This window comes from Proteus hauseri (assembly GCF_004116975.1).
Classification (GTDB): domain Bacteria; phylum Pseudomonadota; class Gammaproteobacteria; order Enterobacterales; family Enterobacteriaceae; genus Proteus; species Proteus hauseri.
On record NZ_CP026364.1, the window covers coordinates 2,481,907 to 2,505,281 of the forward strand.

General features: G+C 32.8%; 19 protein-coding genes and 1 tRNA gene. 6 read left to right on the forward strand and 14 right to left on the reverse strand.

Features of this window, described 5'->3' with window-relative positions:
- Positions 1 to 36 precede the first annotated feature (36 nt).
- Positions 37 to 411, reverse strand: a complete 375-nt coding sequence (locus tag PH4a_RS11260) for a DnaJ family domain-containing protein (protein ID WP_129039823.1) — start codon at positions 409 to 411, stop codon at positions 37 to 39.
- Positions 412 to 529: 118 nt separating this feature from the next.
- Here PH4a_RS11260 and PH4a_RS11265 point away from each other — a divergent pair, with 118 nt between their 5' ends.
- Both PH4a_RS11265 and arnT read left to right on the forward strand, forming a co-directional pair.
- On the forward strand, positions 530 to 868 hold the full coding sequence (locus PH4a_RS11265) for a carboxymuconolactone decarboxylase family protein (RefSeq protein WP_129039825.1): 339 nt from the start codon (positions 530 to 532) through the stop codon (positions 866 to 868).
- 411 nt (positions 869 to 1,279) lie between these two features.
- Positions 1,280 to 2,926, forward strand: a complete 1,647-nt coding sequence (arnT, locus tag PH4a_RS11270; protein ID WP_129039827.1) for a lipid IV(A) 4-amino-4-deoxy-L-arabinosyltransferase — start codon at positions 1,280 to 1,282, stop codon at positions 2,924 to 2,926.
- A 475-nt stretch (positions 2,927 to 3,401) separates the two neighbouring features.
- Here arnT and PH4a_RS11275 read toward each other — a convergent pair whose 3' ends face one another.
- The 7 genes from PH4a_RS11275 to PH4a_RS11305 all read right to left on the reverse strand — a co-directional run bounded on the left by PH4a_RS11275 (position 3,402) and on the right by PH4a_RS11305 (position 13,762).
- Entirely contained in the window at positions 3,402 to 4,751 is a 1,350-nt protein-coding gene (locus PH4a_RS11275; RefSeq protein WP_244212875.1) for a TolC family outer membrane protein, read from the reverse strand.
- Positions 4,752 to 4,753: 2 nt separating this feature from the next.
- Positions 4,754 to 6,079: an HlyD family type I secretion periplasmic adaptor subunit gene (locus PH4a_RS11280; protein WP_129039831.1), complete on the reverse strand. Its 1,326-nt coding sequence runs from the start codon at positions 6,077 to 6,079 to the stop codon at positions 4,754 to 4,756.
- A 17-nt stretch (positions 6,080 to 6,096) separates the two neighbouring features.
- Positions 6,097 to 7,836, reverse strand: coding sequence for a type I secretion system permease/ATPase (locus PH4a_RS11285; RefSeq protein WP_129039833.1), 1,740 nt, complete (start codon positions 7,834 to 7,836; stop codon positions 6,097 to 6,099).
- Between the two features lie 174 nt (positions 7,837 to 8,010).
- Positions 8,011 to 9,405 (reverse strand): ZapA family metalloprotease, encoded by a 1,395-nt coding sequence (gene zapA / locus PH4a_RS11290; protein ID WP_129039835.1) that lies wholly within the window; start codon positions 9,403 to 9,405, stop codon positions 8,011 to 8,013.
- A 370-nt stretch (positions 9,406 to 9,775) separates the two neighbouring features.
- Entirely contained in the window at positions 9,776 to 11,392 is a 1,617-nt protein-coding gene (locus tag PH4a_RS11295; protein ID WP_129039837.1) for a M10 family metallopeptidase C-terminal domain-containing protein, read from the reverse strand.
- 231 nt (positions 11,393 to 11,623) lie between these two features.
- Positions 11,624 to 12,859, reverse strand: coding sequence for a nucleoside permease (locus tag PH4a_RS11300; protein WP_129039839.1), 1,236 nt, complete (start codon positions 12,857 to 12,859; stop codon positions 11,624 to 11,626).
- Between the two features lie 84 nt (positions 12,860 to 12,943).
- Entirely contained in the window at positions 12,944 to 13,762 is an 819-nt protein-coding gene (locus PH4a_RS11305) for a purine-nucleoside phosphorylase (RefSeq protein WP_129039841.1), read from the reverse strand.
- 207 nt (positions 13,763 to 13,969) lie between these two features.
- Between PH4a_RS11305 and PH4a_RS11310 the strand changes: the two genes are divergently transcribed.
- Together PH4a_RS11310 and PH4a_RS11315 are read left to right on the forward strand one after the other, a co-directional pair.
- Entirely contained in the window at positions 13,970 to 15,166 is a 1,197-nt protein-coding gene (locus PH4a_RS11310) for an ROK family protein (RefSeq protein ID WP_129039843.1), read from the forward strand.
- A gap of 267 nt (positions 15,167 to 15,433) precedes the next feature.
- Positions 15,434 to 16,318 (forward strand): helix-turn-helix domain-containing protein, encoded by an 885-nt coding sequence (locus PH4a_RS11315; RefSeq protein ID WP_064719194.1) that lies wholly within the window; start codon positions 15,434 to 15,436, stop codon positions 16,316 to 16,318.
- On the opposite strand, the gene PH4a_RS11320 is transcribed toward PH4a_RS11315, so the two are convergent.
- The 6 genes from PH4a_RS11320 to mutY form a co-directional block, all read right to left on the reverse strand.
- Positions 16,312 to 17,568, reverse strand: coding sequence for a M20 family metallo-hydrolase (locus PH4a_RS11320; RefSeq protein ID WP_129039845.1), 1,257 nt, complete (start codon positions 17,566 to 17,568; stop codon positions 16,312 to 16,314). The two genes, PH4a_RS11315 and PH4a_RS11320, sit on opposite strands and share 7 nt — an antisense overlap.
- Before the next feature lie 1,119 nt (positions 17,569 to 18,687).
- A complete protein-coding gene (locus PH4a_RS18530; protein ID WP_482811945.1) occupies positions 18,688 to 18,921 on the reverse strand; it encodes a type VI secretion system tube protein Hcp in 234 nt (77 codons plus the stop codon).
- Between the two features lie 366 nt (positions 18,922 to 19,287).
- A tRNA-Phe gene (locus PH4a_RS11325) sits at positions 19,288 to 19,363 on the reverse strand.
- 262 nt (positions 19,364 to 19,625) lie between these two features.
- Positions 19,626 to 20,696 carry a membrane-bound lytic murein transglycosylase MltC gene (mltC, locus tag PH4a_RS11330; protein WP_064719196.1) on the reverse strand — a complete coding sequence of 357 codons (1,071 nt, stop codon included), beginning with the start codon at positions 20,694 to 20,696 and terminating at the stop codon, positions 19,626 to 19,628.
- A gap of 63 nt (positions 20,697 to 20,759) precedes the next feature.
- On the reverse strand, positions 20,760 to 21,032 hold the full coding sequence (locus PH4a_RS11335) for an oxidative damage protection protein (protein ID WP_064719197.1): 273 nt from the start codon (positions 21,030 to 21,032) through the stop codon (positions 20,760 to 20,762).
- Positions 21,033 to 21,061: 29 nt separating this feature from the next.
- Positions 21,062 to 22,102 (reverse strand): A/G-specific adenine glycosylase, encoded by a 1,041-nt coding sequence (gene mutY, locus PH4a_RS11340; RefSeq protein WP_129039847.1) that lies wholly within the window; start codon positions 22,100 to 22,102, stop codon positions 21,062 to 21,064.
- 218 nt (positions 22,103 to 22,320) lie between these two features.
- On the opposite strand from mutY, the gene trmB reads away from it, so the two are divergent.
- Together trmB and PH4a_RS11350 are read left to right on the forward strand one after the other, a co-directional pair.
- Complete coding sequence (gene trmB, locus PH4a_RS11345) at positions 22,321 to 23,040, forward strand: tRNA (guanosine(46)-N7)-methyltransferase TrmB (RefSeq protein ID WP_129039848.1); 720 nt, start codon at positions 22,321 to 22,323, stop codon at positions 23,038 to 23,040.
- Complete coding sequence (locus PH4a_RS11350; protein ID WP_064719200.1) at positions 23,040 to 23,366, forward strand: YggL family protein; 327 nt, start codon at positions 23,040 to 23,042, stop codon at positions 23,364 to 23,366. Before trmB ends, PH4a_RS11350 begins: the two co-directional genes overlap by 1 nt.
- Positions 23,367 to 23,375: the final 9 nt, after the last annotated feature.

The following is a 23,375-nucleotide window of genomic DNA, read 5'->3' on the forward strand; positions in this document are numbered from 1 at the left end:
TTATTTATTTAATCTTTATACCGTATTAGCGCAATTTTATTTTTTATATTTAGCTAATTTTTCAGTTAACTGAATAGCATAATCCGTATGTAAAAATTGGGTATCCATACCTGCTTGTTGTAGTTTTAATTCCAATAAATTTAGGCGCTTTTTCAATTGTTCGTTTTCAATGTCAGCTTCAGAAAATGAGCTTAAGATTTCAGCTAAAGATAATGCTTCTTTTCTCTGTTGCATTTCTGGCGGTAAAAATCCGGCATTTTTAAGTAAGTGATAACTTGCTCTAAGTACTTCGGGAACATGACTATTATCATCAAGTATTAAAGGTTTGCCTTCTCCTTTTAAAGATGAAAGTTCTCCCTCTTTTAGTGCTTTTTCAATATGACGTTCAGCCCACTCATCCAAAATTGACATTTTGACTCCTTACTATTACATCGAAATATTTTTACAGAAATAATTATACTTGATCAAACTATATTATTTGATATTATGTTTTTATATTATATAAAAACATATATCGTTGAGGTGTAGCATGGGCAAGTATCAAGAAATAGTAGCAGATATTGCAGGTAATATGGGGGCGCTATCGCAGAATATCCCTGAAGTTATGAAGTCATTTATGAGTACGACTAAAGCAGCTTCAAAAGATGGTGCACTAGATGCTAAAACTAAAGAATTAATTGCTATTGCTATTGCTGTAGCAAATCGTTGTGATGGGTGTATTGGTTTTCACACAAAAACATTAGTTGAATTAGGAACTACAGAGCAAGAATTAGCAGAAACACTGGGTGTTGCTATCTACATGGGTGGTGGGCCTTCAGTAATGTACGCAGCTAACACTATGGGTGCTTTTAAAGAGTTTAATAAATAATTAATTTTAATAAAAATATTTTTTAATGATCAAAACCAGAAGCTATTATTCTGGTTTTTTTGATTCTCATTATCAAAAAAATCTTGCTTAACTTTATTTTTGTTTTTTTGACTATAGGAATAAAGCTAATATTCTTATCTAAATCACAATTAATTTATTCTTAATAAATTCTAACTTCTATAAATTATAAATAAAAATAAAATAACTAAAGGTAAATAAAAAATATTTTTATTTTATCTTATGGTTATGATTTATCTAAACTTTTATTCCGATAATATTATTTTCGCCTATTAAAATGTAAAGTGATATGCTTTTTTAGTTAAGAATAAATTAATCAATAATAATTGAATTTTTTATAAGATCACTTTTCTAATTGATGCGATAGAACATTATTTTAAAATTGGGAAATTTATGAACGCTGAAGTAACAGAAAAATACAAATGGTTATTACTTTTTCTTTTTGTGTTATTAACTTATTTTATTCCCTTAGAATCTAGGCTGCTCTGGCAACCAGATGAAATTCGCTATGCTGAAATTAGCCGAGAAATGTTAGTATCAGGTAATTGGTCTGTGCCTTATTTACTTGATGTTCGCTATTTTGAAAAACCCGTATTAGGTTATTGGCTTAATAGTATTGCTCAATGGCTTTTTGGTGATGGGCATTTTGCTGTTCGTATTGTTGTTGTTAGCTCGACTTTACTAACGGGGATGTATATTTACCGCGCCGCAATGCTTGCTTGGAATAATAGTAATATTGCATTTAATGCGGTTATGGTGTTTCTTTCTACTTTTCTTGTTTTTGCTATAGGTGCTTATAATATTCTTGATCCTATCGTGACGTTTTTTGTCACGGCATCAATGTATTATTTTCTCTTAGCATTATCTGCAAATAATAATAAGGTGAAAATTAAAGCCTATATCCTTATTGGTGTTTTCTGTGCGTTAGGTTTTTTAACAAAAGGGTTTATTGCTATTGTATTGCCAGCTTTAGTTTTTTTTGTTACTGCGATTAGCAAATCACGATTTAAAGAGACATTATATTATTTTCCTATCACTCTTTTGTCGATGGTTGCTGTTGCGGGGCCGTGGGTGTTTTCTGTTGCAACACAAGCTCCTGATTACTGGAATTACTTTTTTTGGGTAGAACATGTTCAGCGTTTTATTGCCAAAAACTCCGCAAGAGCACAACCCATGTGGTTTTATGTACCCATTATTATCGTAGGGCTTGTTCCTTGGTTAGGATTTCTCTTTGGTGCTTTAAAATCAGCACTTAGTTTAAAAAAGGGAACACTCTATTTTCTTTTTTGGTTTACTATCTTTTTTAGTTTTTTTTCGGCATCTAAAGGAAAATTATTAACATATATGTTTCCTTGCTTTGTGCCATTATCCCTATTAATTGCACATTATATGGAAGAATTAAATATTCAAAATAATGAACGAGTACATAAAATTAATGCAATTATTAATACAGTTTTCGGATTAATAGGCCTCTTAGCGCTTATTTATTCATTTTATTCTTATAAACAGATACTGTATCAAGCTGACGAAAAAGCCAAAATACTTTTGGCATTTATAGGATTTTCATTTTGGTGCTTAGTCAGCATTAGATCGTTTTTTACGCAAAATAAATATCTAACGATGTTTTGTTCTGTGGGACTAAGTTTACTTATAGGTTTTGCAATTCCTAATAAAGTAGAAAGTAAAAATACACCAGAAAATGTATTAAGCTACTATTCTGAGCAGCTAAAAAATACGCCTTATATATTGACCGACGAAGTGGGAATTGGTACTTCACTTGCATGGGTGCTAAAACGAACGGATATTCGTTTAACAGAAACAAAAGGGGAGTTAGCTTACGGATTGGAATACCCTGATGTTAAGAATAAATACTATAGCCTTACTCAGTTAATTTCGCTTATTGAACAAAATCAATATCAAGGCGTTGCGATAGTTTTAGTAAGACCCGAAAGAAAAGAGATATTGTCGTTATTGCAGAACTTAAAAATTAAACCAATAGTCGAAAAACAAGGCGATTTAACGTTTGTTTTCTTCAATTAGCTGATTGTTATTATATTTTTAACTTGGGCAAAAGAACGAGACCAAATATATTGAGTATTTTGTAAGATGAAAATTTGATTTTTTGTGTTATTTTTATGTGATCTAGATTAAAAAATAGATTATGTGAATAAATTTATTTTGCTCTTTTTCTTTTTAATGGTAGGTTTAAATTGTGTCCATTAAATCGGAGTTAGTTAAGCGCTATATGACAAGTCACTTTACTTTATCAGAACCCCCACCCACACGAAATGTACTTATGATTGGGGGTAATTTATGCTGATTTTCTTAGTCGAATGTTTTATCGGTCTAGCATCAATTGCTCTTACTCACCGTGTATTAATGTTGTACGGTAAAAAGAAGTGATATGAAGAGCTTGCTAAAAAAGTATTTTAATCAAGATTGATTTATATAAGCCCTGTTAGTGAATACTAACAGGGCTTAATTATATAATTTTTTTTATTATTTATCTTTAGCCTTATTGAAAATAACTCTCTATCACTTTTATTTTTTCAATATCCAATGTATTAGTATATTGATGTAATAGTGCCCATGCTTGAAGATAATCATATTTAGCTTTTATTAAATCTTGTTGAGCTCGATAAAGTAACTCTTCAGCGTTCAATACATCTACCATAGTTCTTTGCCCACCAATGTAGCTTTTTTGCGTTGCTTTTAATTGTAACTGAGCTGAAGCAAGAGATTGTTCGTAGGCCTTTAATTTAATATTACTGGTAGTACAGATTTGATATTGATGACGCAGCTCTTGCATAATTGTCTGGATAATTGCATCTCTTTCAAATGCACTCATTTGATATAATGCAGTTGATTGGCGCATTGATGCAGTTGTTCTTCCGCCATTAAATAATGGTAAACTTACATAAAAGCCAATATTTGCAGCTTGATATTGCTGGTTTACGGTGTTATTGCTATCAGAATCACTATTTGAATAAGAAGCATAAAGCTGTACTGTAGGGAAAAATTCTGCTCGTTGTTTTTCAACTTCTTGTTTTGCTATAGCCATTTCATAACGAGCAGTCTGTATATTTATATTATCTTGAATGGCACTTTTTTCCCATGAATCGTAATCATTGGGAATAATAGCTTGTAAAATAAATTTATTATCACTAAGTTTAACAATATGTTCTGTATAAGGGAGTGGGGTTCCAATCATAGAACTTAATTTATTTTTAGCATTTTCTAATTCTAGATAAATATCGGTATATTGTGATTGAGTTAAATAAAGTCGAGTTTCAATTTCTGATATATCGGTTTTTGTACCTTCGCCTAGTTCAAATAAACGTTGGCTAGAAATTAATTGCTTATTATAAATATCTTGTTGTGAAATATTTAATTGTAACTTATCTTGTGCATATGCTAATTGTATATAATTATCTATTAATCTAATAACTAATTCAGAAAACTTTGCTTGATAACGACTATCAGATAACAAGGTTTCAATAACAGATGATTTATATTCACTAAATGCAGCGTAATCAAATAGTGGCTGGCTTATGATAACATTTACTGAATGACTTTGATAATTTTGATATTCAGTTCTTTTTGTTTCACCTTGATAAGTATTAATAGGATAGACTTTTCGTTGCCAATTTCTTGGTGAATTTTGATAATTAATATGAATACTGGGTAATAATTGAGATAAGCCTATATTTTCAAATTCATTCCCTGCTGTGTGCTCTTTTATTGCGGCATTAAAAGTTGGATCATTTTTAACTGCTAAATAATAGAGATCTGATAGAGTAATCGAAAACGCTACACTACTGAACATCCAAGTTAATATAATGGCAGAGAGTTTTCTTATTAGCATAATTATTCTTCCGTCAATGAAGTGTGGATCCTATCTAATACAGGTTTAAATAAATAATTTAATAAAGAACGATCACCTGTATTAATAAAAACATCGACAGGCATTCCTGCTTTTAAGGTGTTTTTCTTTTCTGTTAATAAAGTCGTGTCAGTAACATTAATAAATACTTGATAGTAAGGTTCAGAACTTCTTTCATCAATTAATCTATCCGCAGAAATTAAGGCAACTTCACCAGGAATTTTTGGCGTTGTATTTTGGTTAAAAGCACTAAACATTAAATCAACAGGAAGACCAAGTGTGACCTTATCAATAAGATGTGGTGCTAAACGTGCTTCTATGACTAATTGATGGTCATTAGGTACAATTTCCATAAGTGTTTGCCCTGTTCTGACAACACCACCTTGAGTAAATATAGATAAATCCATTACAGTGCCAGAAATAGGTGCTATAACTTGCATTTTAGTCAATTTATCTTTCTCAATAATAAGTTGTTTTTCAGTTTCACTCAGTTTTAATTGAACTTGATTTAGCTCTGTACGAGTTTCTTGAAAAAAACGAGCACTACGTTGTAGTATGCGTTGCTCATATTCTAATTTTTGTTTTTCTAATGTACTTATTTGCCCCAAAGCTTCATTTAATTGATGGTCATTTTCAGCTAATTCACGTTCAACCTCTTGATAACGATGGCGTGGTATATAACCTTCATTAGCTAATATTTGTAAGTCTTTTATTTGTGACTGTAAGCTATTGATTTGTGCTTTTTTATTTAGTAATGATTTTCTAAGATGGATTAAACGATTTGAAATACCATCAATAACAGCATGGTAACCTTTTATTTCGCTATTTAATTCAGCATTTTTTTCATTAAGTAATTGATTTTGTAGTAGCGTAATTTTCTTTATATTCTCAACAGGAGAATAATAAACCTCGTGAGGATCTAATATAAATTCTGTAGCAGAATTTAGTTCTGCATTTAATCTTTGCTGGGTGATGACTAAGTTGTCATATTGTTCTGATAATGATTTTACTAATGCTTCAGATTGTATCGGGCTTAATTTAACAAGCGTTTGTCCAGCATTAATCTGATCACCATTATTAACTAATATTTCAGTAATAACGCCTTCTGTAGGTGATTGAATGCTTTTCTTATTTCCAGATATAGAAACATTGCCTGTAGCAGCAACACCTTTATCAAGTGGAGCAAAAGCAGCCCAAAAAATAAAAATAGAGAGTCCAAATAAAATGACTAACCACCCAATAATTAAATAGCGTTTAGGATCATCTGAGATATTTTCTAATAAATTATCGCTGTTTTTATCTTTAGTCATGATTATTTTCCAAGATATTATGCATTGCTACCAGCAACAGGTGCTGTAGATGGAACATGAGTATTCGGTGTTGCCGATGATTTATTTAATTCATTAATAACTGCGGTGGTAGAACCAAATAACTTGGTATTTCCATCAACTAAGACTAAAAGTTTGTTAGTAACAGAAAGCAATTGTTTTTGATGTGTGATTAAAATAACTGTTTTTTTATTTTGTTTTAGCGTTTGGATAGCATGTACTAACGCCTTAATACCTATATCATCTAAATTTGAATTAGGTTCATCTAAAACAATAAGAGATGGATTGCCATATAAGGCTCTAGCTAATGCAATTCTTTGTCGTTGTCCACCAGAAAGACCTTCGCCATGAGCACCAATTAATGTTTCATAACCTTGAGGAAAACGTAGGATCATTTCATGTACATGAGCCATAGTTGCTGCTTGAATAACTTTTTGCGGATCTACTTTTGAGAATCGTGCAATATTTTCAGCAATAGTACCTGGAAATAATGCTATTTCTTGTGGCAAATAACCAATATATGGCCCAACTTCATTTTTGTCCCATTGGAATATGTCAGCATTATCCAATCGAACAGTTCCTTTTTTAACTTGCCATATACCAACAATAAATTTAGCTAAAGAAGATTTCCCTGATGCACTTGGGCCTATAATACCTAGCACATCGCCAGAATTGAGTGAAAAATGAATATCACTTAATAATGTTTTTTCACTTTGTGGATATTGTGCTTGTTGAATATCAATGGATAACTGGCCTATAGGGGCAGGTAATGCCATTTTTTTATTTTCTTCAGGATAACTTTTTAATAATAATATTAGTCGGTTATATGCGGCTTTACTACTATCCCAACTTTTCCATGCTCCAATAACTTGTTCGATAGGTGCTAATGCTCGACCTAATAATATTGAGCCGGCGATCATCATTCCTGGGCTAATAATATTATCGATAGCTAACCATCCACCTAAACCTAGCATTAAAGATTGGAGGGCCATTCGTGTTACTTTTGTTACTGCGTTAATACCTGCGGCATTATCACTTGCATGTGTTTGTGCTTGTAAATACTGTAAATGAGATAATTGCCATTGTTTACGTAATTGGCTTAGCATTCCCATCGCTTCAATAGGTTGAGTATGCTCAAAATGATGTCCTTGCGTTATTTGAGCTTGATTAGCAAATTCATTTGCTTTTTTTAAAGGGCTTCTCGATAAATATTCATTAACAAAAGCGAGAATAAATAAAACTATGGCACCACATAATGCAAATAATCCTAACCAAGGATTAAATAGTGTGATGACTAAAAGATAAATAGGAAACCAAGGGAGATCAAAAAAAGCGAATAGGGCATGACTGGTGATAAATTGACGTATGGTTATTAAATCATTTAATGCCAAAGAAGGGTTAATGCCAGGTGTTTTATTGAGCTTTGCTTGATATGCAGCAGTATAAACACGTGAATTAAGCGATAAATCGAACTTATTACTCATTCTAATGACAATAATGCTTCTTAAATATTCTAATCCTCCCATAAAAACAAAAAGAGCTAACATAATCAGTGATAACATTAATAATGTCATTTCGTTTCCAGAGGGTAAAACGCGATCATAAACTTGTAGCATATAAATGGAAGGGACTAACATTAGAATATTTATTAAAGCTGTAAATATACCAATAGAAAAAAAAACACGTTTTCTCTCTTTGATAATATTTGTTACTTCATTATTATGTTTATCTGTTGGCATGGTATTATCCTGAGTTATTACTTATTTTACTAATACTTACTGTTTTTTATAAAATATAATTTATATTAATAAGCTGTTTAATTTATCATTATCAAATAATAGTGATATAAAAAAACAGCTTAATAAATCTCAACTGAAAAATAGGAGAAGATTACTACTCCTATTAACAATTAATTAAACAATAAAATCAGTTTCGTAATTTACCACACCAACAATATCAATTTTGAATTCAGGATTATATCCATTATAAATATTGATTAGAAGTTCACTAGATTTTGTCGATTGATCATAGTTAATTGTTGCTTCACCCGCTTTACCTGTCAGTTTATCAACAAAATTAATAAACTTCTGACCAAAACTATTTTCAATTAATTCAGATAAATCAATTTTATCTATTCCAGTTTCAAAATCCATGATTTTATCTGGGGAATGTGAATAAGAGTCTGAGGCTTCTTTATAAACAAAAGTATTACTACCTGATCCGCCGTATAAAATATCTTGGCCACCGCCACCTATAATAATATTATCTGCATTATTACCATGGATAATATCATCACCAGAACCACCAATGGCATTTTCTATTATTACACCTTTTGCGATAGAAACATTCTTCTGTAATCCACCGACATCTGAAAAATAACCATCGCGTAAATCAATAACTTGATTTTGGTGAAAACCAGAGAAATCGAATGTATCGTTACCACCGCTATCCCAAACTGAGAATATTAATTTATCATTACTACTTGTTGCCGTGTAATAATCAATGCCAGTATTTGAATTAAAGCCATAAACATCATCGCCTGTTCTTGTTTCAGTATTTGCACCGTAAAGATATTGAATGGCAGAAATATCATGAAGCAAAGGAGCACCCGCATAAGCACCTTGGAAGTGAGCACCTGTTTCATACTCTTCCCAGTAACTCATCACAGTATATTGGCGACTGTCTTCAGCATAATCAGATTTTAAATATCCAGGTACATTTTGACCTGCATTATAATCACCAGGATGCATTAAACCAAGTGTATGACCAATTTCGTGGATTAATGTTAAACGGCCATAATTACCTAATTCAGGAGTTGTATTACCAGCATAATAATTATCACTAAACCACGCTTGGCCTGAAAGATCACGACCATAATGGTAAGTATTTGGTAATGTGGCATAGGCTTGGAATTTACCATATGGATCAGTAATATTTCCAAAGGTAAGATCTGATTGAGCATTCGGGCCAACTTCAATAAATTTAATATTGGCGACATCCGCCCATGCATCTAAAGATAATTTTGCATGTTCTTTCTGTGCTGCATTAAATTGGTAGGGATTTTTATCACCAAAGTCATTAAGCTTCTTACCTTCCCAAGTAGGAAACGAATAAGTAACGGTTGCGCTTTGACCAATAACATATTTACCATTCCATGTGGAGTCTTCACGAGCAATATGTTTTCCTGCTTTATCATAATCAAAAGATGGCAAATTATTTGCCGAATAGTTATAGAAAACGCCACTCTTATCTAATAAGTCAGATATATTTGATAATCCAGCTGTTTTTTTAAATAAAGAAGAACTCATAATATCCTCCGGATATTAAATTTAATTTAAGTTATTTTCATATTGAAAATAGTTTTCTGGCGAGTGCCAGAATTAATAAAGATAGACATTTATCTGTTTTAATCCAGAGGTGAAAATATGATTTTAAATAATTGTGAAGTAAGGTGTGTTTTAAATACTAATAGTTTAATAAAGTAAATAAATTAGAATGTTATCTTAACGGAGGAGATCTTTTTTAATGTGATTATTTATAATTGGTATTTAAAGTATATTTAGGTTTTGTTTTACTTAAATTAAATTTCATTAGAGTGTTATTAGACCTAAATTTTAATTTAGGCCATGTTATAGTCTACTTGCTTTATCTTTTCATTGGGGATTTTTACTATAATAATTAATTAAATAAGTCCTCGTAATTGAATTCTCCTAAAATATCTACTTTTAAAATAGACATACTCAAATTTTTTTTGTTGTTTAATACTATTGTTGTTATATTGTCTATCTTTTGATAATTTATTGATAAATTAATTTCATTATTTGATATTAATTTATCAATGTTTAAGTTAATTCCATCCTCATCAACAAATACAATAAAATCGTCATTTTTTTCAAAATCTCTAATTATATTTTGGCTATTAGTTTTATTATAAAAATTGAATATAAATATATCTCGTCCCTCTCCACCGCTGAGTTCATTAATACCATTACCACCACAAAGTATATCATTACCACTATTACCATAAAGAAAGTCATTATCTTCACCGCCATAAAGCGCATCACCACCATTTCCTCCATACAGTGTGTCGTTTCCATTATGACCAAAAAGAATGTCGTTACCTTCGCCCCCATAAAGACAGTTATTTATTTCATTACCATAAATTGTATCATCTCCCATTCCTCCTATCGCATTTTCAATAATAGAATCGTATGCAATTGAAATATTACCTCGTAATCCTCCTATGTCAGAAAATGCACCTTGATTAAGATCTATTTTTTGTACATGGTTATATTGAGAAAAATTTAAGGTATCAATACCACCAGCATCCCAGATGCAAGAAACTAATTCATCTTTAGGTGATTTTAAAGTATAAAAATCTCTTTGAGTATTTGAAAAAAAACCATAAATAGTATCATCTATTCTTGTTGACATATTTTTACCGTAAAATTTTTGGATAACATAAATATCAACTAGCATCGGACTCATAGGATAATTAAAGTTAAAATTGGCATCTTTTTCTTTTGGATAGTTATAGGCCATAACCGAATATTTTAAGCTATTTTGCTCAGAATATTTAAACTCTTCTCCAGATTTAAATGTATGTGGTAAGCCAAGTGCATGACCTAATTCATGCCTATATGTACATTCTTTATAGCTACCTTTTTGGGGAGCCAATATATCGTTATTAATGTGTGCATTACTATTTCTATTTATGTATAGAATAATTCTGTCATTAATTTCTTCAAAATAAGTAGTTATATTATCTGAGTTTTCTTTAAATTTATTTATTTTTATTCTTTGATGTTCAGTTATCTCTGATTTTTTTATTATTTTTAATAAATAAGTTTCAGAGATATTTAGCCAAATTTGTCCTCCTTTACTATAATCTTCAACTTTAGCTATTTTTTTATTTTTATTGATATTGTTTTGAGGAAAAAAAGTGACTCCACCAATGGAATGATGAGTATCATGCGTTAATTCATTTATATTATTATAGATTCCAAATTTAATATTAGTATCATAGCTATTATTTTTTTCAATGAATTTTATATTAGCGATATCTGACCATTGTTGTAAAACATACTTTGCCAGTTCCTGTTGGGATTCATTCAATGTTGTTATTGTTTTATATTTATTCTCCCTTAAAATACTCCAGTTGGGAAAGCTGAATGTGATTTCTGTAAAATCATCTTGAGAATCATATTTAATCCATCTTTTCAATGGTTTAAAACTTTTAATCACATTAATAATATTGTTAAATTCTAATGGTTTCTTTTTATGATTATCACTCATAATATATGATATCCTTATTATATTATAATGGAATAATTAACTAGCTATATTTTGATTTGTATTTTAAAGATAATTATTCTTTAAAGAAAGAAAAGATATTGTTTTAATTTTGAGGTTTTTAATTTTATTCATATAAAAACAATTAAAATAAAAAATGATAATAAACCTTTTATGGATTTATTATCATTTAAATTTAAACAACGAAGGTATTAATATTTACGATTGTATCGTTTATGCATAAGTTTTATTTTCTTTCTCTTTAAATGCAAACGTAAATATAATTGCTAATATTAATGTATATGAAGCAAAAATTAACCATATGGATTGCCAATCTTTTACACCATTTATAGTAAAGTGATCAATAATCATCCCGCTAATAATTGCACCAGCATAAGCACCCACACCATTTACCATGGTCATAAATAGTCCTTGAGCACTTGCTCTTATTTCTGGTTTAACTTCATTTTCAATATAAATAGAGCCTGAAATATTAAAGAAGTCAAAAGCACATCCATAAACAATCATTGAGAGCATTAATAGAACAAAGCCCCAAGGTGATGGGTCGCCATATGCAAAGAAACCAAAACGTAGAGTCCAGGCAATCATACTAATTAGCATGACTTTTTTAATACCAAAACGTTTAAGGAAAAATGGAATTGCAAGAATAAAAGCAACTTCTGCCATTTGTGAAACAGATAATAAAATAGAAGGGTATTGAACAATTAAACTATCTGCGAATTCAGGATTTTTAGCAAAATCATGAATAAATGGACTACCAAAAGTATTGGTAATTTGAAGAACGGCACCTAATAACATGGCAAATAAGAAAAATACTGCCATTACAGGTTTTTTAAATAAAATAAAGGCATCTAAGCCTAAACGTGCAGCCCAAGATGTTGATTGTTTATGTTGTGCTGTAGGAATTTTAGGTAAACACAATGAGTAGAGAGCTAAACATAATGATGCAAAAGCAGCAATATATAATTGTATATTACTTAATTCGAGTTTGAGTAAACTCACACACCACATTGCAATAATAAAACCTATAGTGCCAAAAACGCGAATAGGTGGAAAGTTAGCAATAGAATCAAGATTATGTTTATTTAAACAAAAATAACCAATTGAATTAGATAAAGCAATAGTAGGCATAAATGCCATTGCATTAATTAACATTATCCAAAACATGATAGAAGGATCTGTAACAGAAGCAGCATAGAATAAAGCAACAGCACAAATAAGATGACAAATTATATATAAGCGATTAGCAGGAATAAATTTGTCGGCAATTATACCTAATAAACCGGGCATAATAAGGGCTGCAATGCCTTTAGAGCCATAAACTAATCCAACTTCTACACCTGTAAATTTTAGAGTTTGCATCATGTATGCACCTAGGGTTATTAACCAACTTCCCCAGATAAAATATTGCATAAACATCATGCCTTTAAGCTGTAATTTTATTCCCATAACAATCTCCGCTGTTGGGGATATAGAGTTAAGAAAATCTCAGGCAGCTATCTGAGATCTTCTTTTTCTTTTATTGATATAAAGTTATAGGCGGGCAATGACTTCAGTAATTAATTTTAAAAATGTCGATTTTACTCGTTCTGCGGTTTCAATAACTTCATCATGGCTAAGAGGTTGTTCTAAAATACCACATGCCATATTGGTTAAACATGAAATACCAATAGTATCAATACCTGAATGGCGAGCGATCAAAGCTTCGGGCACAGTAGACATACCAACAGCGTCAGCCCCCAGTGTTCTAATCATGCGGATTTCGGCAGGCGTTTCATAAGTAGGGCCTGTCCACCATGCATAAACGCCTTGGCGCAATGTGATCTCTTGTTCTTTGGCGATATTGATTACAGTTTGTCTCATAGCCTTGTTATAAACTTCACTTACATCAAGAAAGCGAACTCCTAATTCTGGGTTGTTTGGCCCCATTAATGGGTTGTTAGCAGTAAGGTTGATATGATCAGTTATTAACATCAGATCGCCTGGGTTAAAATCTGTATTAACTGCTCCACAAGCATTGGTAATAATTAATTTTTCTACGCCAAGTGCTTTCATTACACGCACAGGAAAAGTAACGTCATCTAGTGATACACCTTCGTAGTAATGAAAACGTCCTTTCATTGCTACAACTGTTTTACCTGCAATTTTTCCTATTACTAATTCATTAGCATGACCAACAGCACCTGAAGCGGCAAAATGTGGAATGTTGTTGTAAGGAATATGTACAGCGTCTTCTAATGTGTCAGCAAATGGCCCTAAACCCGATCCTAAAATAATGCCAATTGTTGGTTTGTGTGAAGTGTGGGATTGAACATAGACTTTAGCTTCATTGATATCTGTAATCTGGTGCATGTTATTTCCTCAGGGTAAATAGTCATTAATTCTTTAAGTCAGTATTAACGATACTTTGCCTGATAAATAGAAATGGACAACTTACTTTTTCTCATCTTGAGATTAAGATCATGTTGCTGCTTTAGATTAAGGAACTATTGCTTTTTTTACAGTAAGATAGCGATATCTCTGAGTTTTATATTTGATAATTTTATAAAGGAAATAGTTATGCTATTGAAAAACTTAAAGGAACTTCAATCTTCGAAGCAATCAAAAGCATTAAAATTAAAGATCCTTTATAAATTTATTGCAGAAAATGGCCCAATAAAAACAGAAACATTAACCGAATTAGCGCAAATGAAACCAGCAACATGCGCACGACTACTTGATGAGCTTTGCCATTTGGAATTAATTACTACTGCAGAATTAGGCGAATCCACCGGTGGAAGAAAACCTATTTTATATAATATTAATACTGAAGGGGTGTTTTTAATTGGTATTGAGTTAAGTAAAGTTTATTCCACTCTTGTGTTGATGGATCTAAAACTTAATATGTTAGATAAAATAAAGTTAGCACCAGAGCCTTATTTGTCTGCAGCCGAGATGACCCAGCGACTTTTGCCACAAATAGACAGCTTATTACTAAAAAATAATACGAGTTATCACCAAGTATTAGGATTAGGCATTTCAATTGAACATGTTGTTGAACATCGACTCGCATTTAAATCATTAGATGAAGAGTTTCGCGAGTTTGAAACATTATTACGTAAAGAAATTCCAACTTACGTTACTGTTGGCAGTGGTGTTAATTTTGCTGCACTAGCTGAATATCGTTTATATTATCGTCAAAAAACTCAACGTTTTTTATTTACCTCTTGTGATACGGAAGTAAGAGGATGCGCTATTATTGGTAATCAGTTTTTAACAGATACTTCTCGTGCAATAAATTGTTTTGGACATATGACTATTGATGTGAAAGGCCCTCTTTGTGAATGTGGCTCGTATGGTTGTTTAAATACACTTTGTTCTTTAGATGCAATAAAAGATAATGTTACACATCAAATACGTCGTGGAAAAGATTCAGTATTAACATCATTAATTGATAAAGACGAAGAAATAACTTATCACGCAATATTTCAAGCGATAGAAATGCGTGACCCACTTTGTATTGATGTATTAGAAGAGGCGGCTTATTTTTATGGACTTGCTATTGCAAATTCAATTTTAATGCTTCAGCCTGATATTGTTGTTTGTGGTGGTACTTTGATCCCTAAGTGCAATTTCTTTTCTACTGTTAAAAAAACAATTGAAAATAAATTAACTCTATTTCCAGAGATTAAAACACAAATTTATCCTGCAAATCATGCTTATGAAATTGTATCGCAAGGTGCAGGAGCAATGGTATTAGAGCATTTAGTTAATTAATTAGAAAAGGCGTTGTAAATTGCTTACAACGCCTTTCTAGTTTTTTATTATCGTATTTTTTATAGCATAAACCCTGGTGGTTTTGCCCCTGAGGAGGCATTTTCTGTTGTATTGACAATATTTAGGATTAAAACTCCTTTAATTTATCTCATTGTGAAGAAGATGATTCTTTTTATTTTTTGTTTAATTTAAACTACTCAAATCAACATACTGTTATGTTCGTTCCTTTACCCTGATGCCTCTGAGCATTTTGGAGCAGATGAAAACATGCCTTATATTCCCAGAGAAAAAATTGATTACCAAGCTATTGGTTATCGACTTCGCGCTTATCGCATTGCATCTTCACTTAAAGCTGAAGATATCGCAGAAAATTTAGGTATTTCTCGCGCTGCTGTTTATCGGTTAGAAAAAGGCGAAATTGTTAAAATTGAAACTCTCGATAACCTTGCTCGATTATTAAATACCTCTTTGAGTAGTTTATTGGGTATTAATACAGAGTATTACTCTAGTGCTAATGGCTTTTTTGAGCGAATGCGTCAATTAGAGTCTCAATCTTCACATATTTATACTCACTTCGAACCTTTTTCTTATTTATTAACATCAGATACTTATGATAAAACATTAGTTGAAATGCTGACCGAAGCTTCACCTTTAAATTTGTTATCAGAAAAACAAGAAGAAGTTTTATCTATCTTAAAAGAGCGAAAAAAGCACCAGTCATTACATTCTCCACATATTTATAACCTAATTAGCCAACAGCAAATTGAAAAGTTTCTTTATGTCGGCATGTTGGGTTCGGTTAATTTAACTAAATCTGTGCAGTACGAAAGAAAGCAACGAGCAAAAAATGAAATTATCCATTTAATTGAAAAATTAGAGCAAAAAAATAGTTATCTTAATATTGCGATAATTTCAGATACGATGCCGTCTCTTACATTCCAACTTTTTTATCAGGATAAATCGCCACTTTCGTTAGCCGTCAGCCCGTTCCGTTTAGGTGAATTTCCTAATGTTAGTACGGGCATTGCGACGGTAACTTCATCAACCGAAGCCATCTCTCAATATCAATCTCTCTTTGATAAGTTATGGTTAAAGGCAACAAAAGGAAATGATGCAATTAACTTATTAAAAGAGATTGTAAAAGATTACTGATTAGCCAAAGTACCTAAGGTTTCAGCTAATAAATCAGCGGCTACAGCGATATCTTTAAATTCAGTAAATTCATCTGGATGATGGCTAATGCCAGCGACAGATGGGGTAAAGATCATCGCTGTTGGATAAAGCGATGCCATGTTCATTGAGTCATGCCCTGCGCCACTTAGCATGGTCATATAGCTGATTTCATTTTTCTGACATAAGCTTTCGATAACTTGGCAAATTGAATCATCTAATTTAACTGGGGACTCAGCAGAAACGGGTTGAACATCAATAGATACACCAAAGTCTTTTACTGCTTTTTCTACGCTATTATTTAAACGTTCGACTACACGCTGAATACTTTCTGTATCGATACCACGTATATCAACAGAGAATTTAACTTGCCCAGGAATAACGTTCATGGAGTTAGGAACAACGTTGAGTTTACCCACTGTTCCTACCGTGCCATATACCGCTTCTGTACAGGCCGCATGATTAAGGTCAGTGATAATGCCAGCACTTGCTACTAACGCATCTTGACGTTGATACATTGGTGTTGCACCAGAGTGATCAGCATGGCCGTTTACAGTAACTGAAAAGCGAGTAGGGGCTGCAATACCGTTGACAATGCCCACTGTTTTTTTATCGTTTTCTAAACGTTTACCTTGCTCAATATGAAGTTCAACAAAAGCACTATAGCGGTCTGGTTTCACTAAACAACTTGTTAAATCATCATGTTGATAACCTAATGATTTTAAAACTTCAAAATAGTTATTACCGTCGTCATCTTTGTTATTTTCCCAACGTGCACGGTCAATTTTACCTGTTAATACTTTGCTGCCAATACAGGAAAAACCGAATCGGCTGGACTCTTCAGCACGAAAAACAACTAATTCAAGGTCGCGATTAAGTTGTTGCGGTTTGTATTGCATTAAAGCATAAAAGCCCGCAATAACACCTAATGCGCCATCGTAAGCACCACCTTGTGGCACTGTATCAAGGTGTGAGCCTGTACCAACAGCAGGAAGTGAACGATCTTTTCCTGGTAAGCGCGCATAAAGCGTACCAATACCATCACGATAAACTTCTAGCCCTGCTTCTTTCATTAAACTAGCAAGATAAAGATGAGCAGCTTCGTCCTCTTCGCCATAGGCAATTCGAGTTATTCCTTTGCCACTGTTATCTTTTTTGTAGATTTGCATTGATTCAATTAATGCTTTCATGTCATCAATTGAATAGTTATTTGCTGTATTTTGTTGAGTCATAATCGGCTCTCCCGTGGTTTTTTAAAAAAATCGTCTAAAAAATGAGACAGTTTTAAGATTAAAAAAGCCATCTTTAGAGATGGTCACTATTTTTATAATCAATGCCTATTATATTTACTGATTAGTTTTTATTTCGTCAATGATAAATAAGATGAATTTTATATTATGTGAGGTAGGTTTTAATTAAAAAGCTATATATAGCGAGGTTATTTCTTAAATGAACTTAATTTGTATGATAAATGTTATGAGTGCGATCTCTTTTTTATTTTAAATATATTTAAAGCTATGTATTTAATTTGTAAATGAAAATAATAATTAGTGCTGATAGTTATTTTATAATTTTAATTACAGTTTTTCTTAATAAAAAGGGACGATTAAGGATGTTTTAATATTAAATTTTATTTATGTAATTAAATTTCTAATTATTAAAAAGATATATTCTTTCTTATACGTTCGAACTTACCGTCTGTTTTTGTCGTTATTTTAGTTTGATAGAATTTTGTTTTTGCCAGGTAGAAAATTAACTTTATGCTATTGATAGGAATTTTAAAACATTACACTATAAGATCCGATAAATAGGATAAGGATTTATTAAAGTTATTATATTAAATAAGAATATTAAAAAGATGTCCGAGCCTGAACTAGACTATAGTTACAATGATGTATATAGAGATACATTAAAAAGAGAATCTAGTTGTTTAAGAAAAACAGCAATGAAATTTGACTATCAATATATTGATGATACTTCAGTAAGAATGGTGTTCTTAAATTTAATAGAATAACTTATTGCTAAAACATAGTTAGAGGTAAGTAGTTATTGCTTAAGTTTATCAGCAGAGAAAGATAATATCTCTGATAAATTTGAAAGATTAGAATTATAGGATAATTGACTAAGAAAGCAAAGTGTAATGCAATATACCGTTCTTGAAACAATACGTGAAAAGAAGAAAGCGAAAAAACAGTAAGTTAGTACTAAAACAAGTGAGCTTCATCAGTGGAGCAATGTAAGCGTATGGAGGCACTTTTTGTGTGGGGTTTATTGGGACATTATGCAGTATTTTAGACGTTGGAATGGTCTTTCAAGGTGTAAATAGTATGATTGAAAATGGATATTATTAATTATTCAGAGAAGATTATAACGATCCTGTAAGAAAGGCATATAGAGCTGCTGCTAAAATGGTAGGTTATGGTGAGAATGAGTAATGGTGTAGATTTATCAAAATATTTGGTTATAGAAAGAGGAGTAAGGCTTAAATTTTGCCTTCTCGATATATCAAATGTAAATGCTATAACTAATATTTTATTTAAGTGATAACTTTGGTGTTTATTGCCTCGTGAGTGTATGAAGAATATCCTGCTGAAATATTTCCATTTATTCTTAAATAAATATTATTAGACATTAATTTTTCCATTTTTATATAATTAAACTTCATGTTTATCTAAAGCTAAATTTATTTTAAGTTACTCTTATTTTTTTAATTTAAAAAATCATTATATTAAGAAGAGGATGGGTAACTATCTAAATACTGTAGCAACTCATATGATGTAATCACCATAACATTTAAATAACTTAAAGAAAAAATGACATTTTGAGTGAGTAAGCTAAAAAGTAATGCGATAAGAGAGATTTTGAGTTCTAGGAAGGCGCGGAGATTAATCTTGAAAATGATGAAACTCCAAAAGCAAAAAACCAGCCATAAGGCTGGTTCTTCTAAATAGTGGTGCCCGGACTCGGAATCGAACCAAGGACACGGGGATTTTCAATCCCCTGCTCTACCGACTGAGCTATCCGGGCAACGGGGCGTATTAAACCCGATAACAGCTTGCTCGTCAACGTTATTTATCACAAAATCGTTCGATTGCTGTTTTTTTAAACTTATTGATTAATAAAACGCTGGTTTTATTAAAAAAAGATAAAAAATAGAGCTAAAAATATTTTTTGTATGATTAAGAAAATCGCAAAATAGAAGTTTAGTGAAAAAATAATTATGCATCAGTTATAAAAAGCTTACCCAAATTACGTTGAGTAAGCTTTATAAGTTGTTATTGAGTAGCAATTAACGGTAATTTCGTTGTGCTGTACTCACTTTTTCTAAGTAACGACGAGATTGATCAGCAGGGTGCTTATTACGTAATGTTGTATAAACCTCAGTAGGCTCTAGTTTGTTAATTATTACAGCCGCTTGTTTTTTATCACTATGGAAGACACGTAATACACTTCCTGCACCGCCATTATAAGCCTGTATGACTGCGTAACGACGCGATACGGGATCTTTGATATCACCAAGGTAACTATTTTGTAATATCGAAATATAAGCAGCACCAGCATCGATATTATTAGCGGGGTCAAACAAATAACTACGGCTTGGTTGCCCTGATTTACCTTGCATACGGAAAACATCACGACCCGCCGTTGCTGGCATAATCTGCATTAAGCCCAATGCATCAGAGCTACTGACAGCGTAAGGATTAAAACTAGACTCAATTTGCATAATGGCGAGGATCAGTGAAGGCTCTACACCATATTTTGCCGCCGCTTGTTGAACTAGAGGTAAATATTTATGAGCACGTTGGTCAAGGTGATTTGGGACTAAATTCAGGGTAACAAACCAAATGGTATTACCGCCTGATTGGCGTTTTTGTAATTTATTAGCAATAAGATAATCTGCAAACTTACTCGCCCGCCATTCCCAACGTATAGATTGCCCCGTATTATCAAGTACCTGACCTAATAAGAAAGGCTCTGTACTATGAGGAATATTATTAACGTCAGAATAGAGATCGATAGAGCCAGGATCTTCACCCATAAGCAGAGTCGTTACAATAGCTTTATGTAATTGGTATTGAGGCGCATCATTACCTAATGTTTCAATAGTAATAGTTCCCGCTTCAAAATTAATATGGCTACGAGTTTTATAAGCATCCGTATATTTGACGTAGTCTTTAGGTCCTGCGATTAAAACTTCCTTCATACCCCAAATCATTTCGATATTATTAGCAAATTGGCCCATTAGAATATCAAAAGCGTTAGTGTCTTTGGTGTAATCTGGCTCAAATGTTTTTGTCGGCTTACTACTACATGAAATGAGTAGCGGGGCGATAATGAGCAAGAGAAGGATTTTTTTCATAGTCAATTACATCGCTCTGGTGAATAAAAGACCAGAGCCTTAGAGGCTCTGGAAAAGTGATTATTATTTTTCAGGAGGGGTGTAGCCGTCAATCTGAATATCATGGCCTTCGAATAAAAATCGCACCATTTCTTGTTCTAATAATTTACGATCTTCAGGATTCATGGTGTTAAGTTTTTTTTCATTAATAAGCATGGTTTGTTTGGTCATCCATTGTGTCCATGCTTCTTTTGAGATTTCATTGAAAATGCGCTTTCCAATTTCTCCTGGGTACAACTGAAAATCAAGTCCATCAGCTTCTTTGTTTAGGAAAGTACAAAAAATAGTTCTGCTCATAATAAATCCTCAATATCGCAGGGATTAGCTTAGGCTAATTGTCTAAGTAAATTCTCTACAGGTGCTGCAAGCCCTACGGTTGCAGGTGTCTGTAAGTCATACCAAAGTCCTTTTTGCGCCTCCATCATAGAAGTAAACGTTGAGAGTTTTACGCAAATTGGCACAATATCTAAATGAAAGTGGCTAAAGGTATGTCGAAATGAAATCAGTTGTTCAGTTTCATTATTATCGAGCCCATTTTCGGTTAGCCACTGATCTAAAAGTATTTTTGTTTCAAACTGAGGAAATGCAAAAAGTCCTCCCCATATACCTACTGGTGGTCTTTTATCCAACCAGACAAGGTTATCATACTGTAAAATAAGAAAATAAGTTGTTTTCTCAGGGATGGTTTTTTTCGGTTTTTTCCCCGGAAAATCAGCCCAATTACTTTGAGCATAAGCAATACAACCAGTATTTAATGGACATAATTCACATTTAGGTTTGCTACGAGTACAGACCATAGCCCCCAAATCCATCATTGCCTGATTAAAATATTGTACACCTTCAGCTGGTGTGACTTGTTCGCTAATTTTCCATAACTGGTTTTCAACTTCTTTCTTACCTGGCCAGCCTTCTACGGCATAGCATCGAGCTAAAACGCGTTTAACATTACCATCAAGAATAGGATAGTGCTTATTAAGTGATAACGATAAAATCGCGCCAGCAGTAGAGCGACCAACTCCAGGTAATGCACAAACGTCATCAAAGGTATCAGGAAACAGCCCTTGGTGTTTATCTACAATGTGTTGTGCTGCTTTATGTAAGTTTCTTGCTCTCGCGTAATAGCCAAGCCCGGTCCATAGATGTAGGACTTCATCAAGAGGTGCTTGTGCTAATGATTGAATATTAGGAAAGCGTGCAATAAAGCGCTCAAAGTAAGGGATAACAGTCGCAACTTGTGTCTGTTGCAACATAACTTCTGATAACCAGACATGGTAGGGCGTTTTTTCTTGCTGCCACGGTAACGTTTTACGTCCGTATTTATGATACCAATCCAGTACGACGTGCGAAAATTGCAGAGCTTCCATCATATTTTGTTTTATTAACTCATATTCTAATTAAGGATAAGATTGCACCACAGAGTGAATAAACTGTAAACACCCTTAATATTTATCTTATAGAGTGATGCTTATAAAGGCGACTCTTGCTAAACTTAGGGATCTTTGGATAATGTCGGCTAAGTTTATTGTGCAACGACATTATAACGGTATTAAGTAAACAATTGGCCTAACGACTGACAGTATTAGACATGATCAATAATGTAATTTCTCCGGAATTCAATGAAGAGGGCCGTGCTTTACGGCGTGTGCGTAGCTTTGTTCGTCGCCAAGGGCGACTAACACCTCGTCAACAGCAGGCTTTAGATACACAATTACCTATTTTTGGCATTGAATATAAACCGGAGCCCATCGACTTCAGTCAGGTTTTTGGACGCGAAGCTCCCGTTATATTAGAAATTGGTTTTGGCATGGGCGCTTCGCTCGTGACAATGGCAAAAAATTCGGCTGAAAATAATTATCTCGGCATTGAGGTTCATGCCCCGGGGGTGGGAGCATGTCTTGCAACTGCGCAAGAAGAACAAGTCAGTAATCTGCGAGTTATGTGTCATGATGCTATTGAAGTGCTCAATAACATGATCCCAGATAACAGCTTAAAAATGGTTCAGTTGTTTTTCCCTGATCCGTGGCACAAAGCGCGTCATAATAAACGACGCATTGTTCAAGTGCCGTTTGCAGAATTAATTTTAAGAAAACTAACATCAGAAGGTGTTTTTCATATGGCAACAGATTGGCAGCCGTATGCAAAACACATGCTTGAAGTGATGACAAGTGTTGATGGTTATCAGAATTTGTCAGAAACTCAGGATTATGTACCGCGCCCAGAAACCCGCCCTGTGACCAAGTTTGAAAAACGTGGTCATCGCTTAGGGCATGGGGTATGGGATCTTATGTTTAAGAGGGTAAAATAATGGCTAAACAACGTAGTCGCCGTTTACGCAAAAAGTTGCGTATCGATGAATTTCAGGAATTAGGTTTTTCAGTTAAATGGAGTTTTCCAGAAAATACCCCAATTGACGAAGTCGATAGCTTTGTTGATGAGCTGATCCTCAATGTCATTGAGCCTAATGGGCTAGCATTTGATGCAAGTGGCTACCTGAGTTGGGAAGGTTTAATTTGTTTACAACAAATTGGTAAATGTACAGAAGAGCATCGCCAACTTGTTGAAAAATTCCTCAAAGAAAAAAATATGCAAGATGTACAAACATCTGAATTATTCGATGTTTGGTGGGATTGATTTAATTTT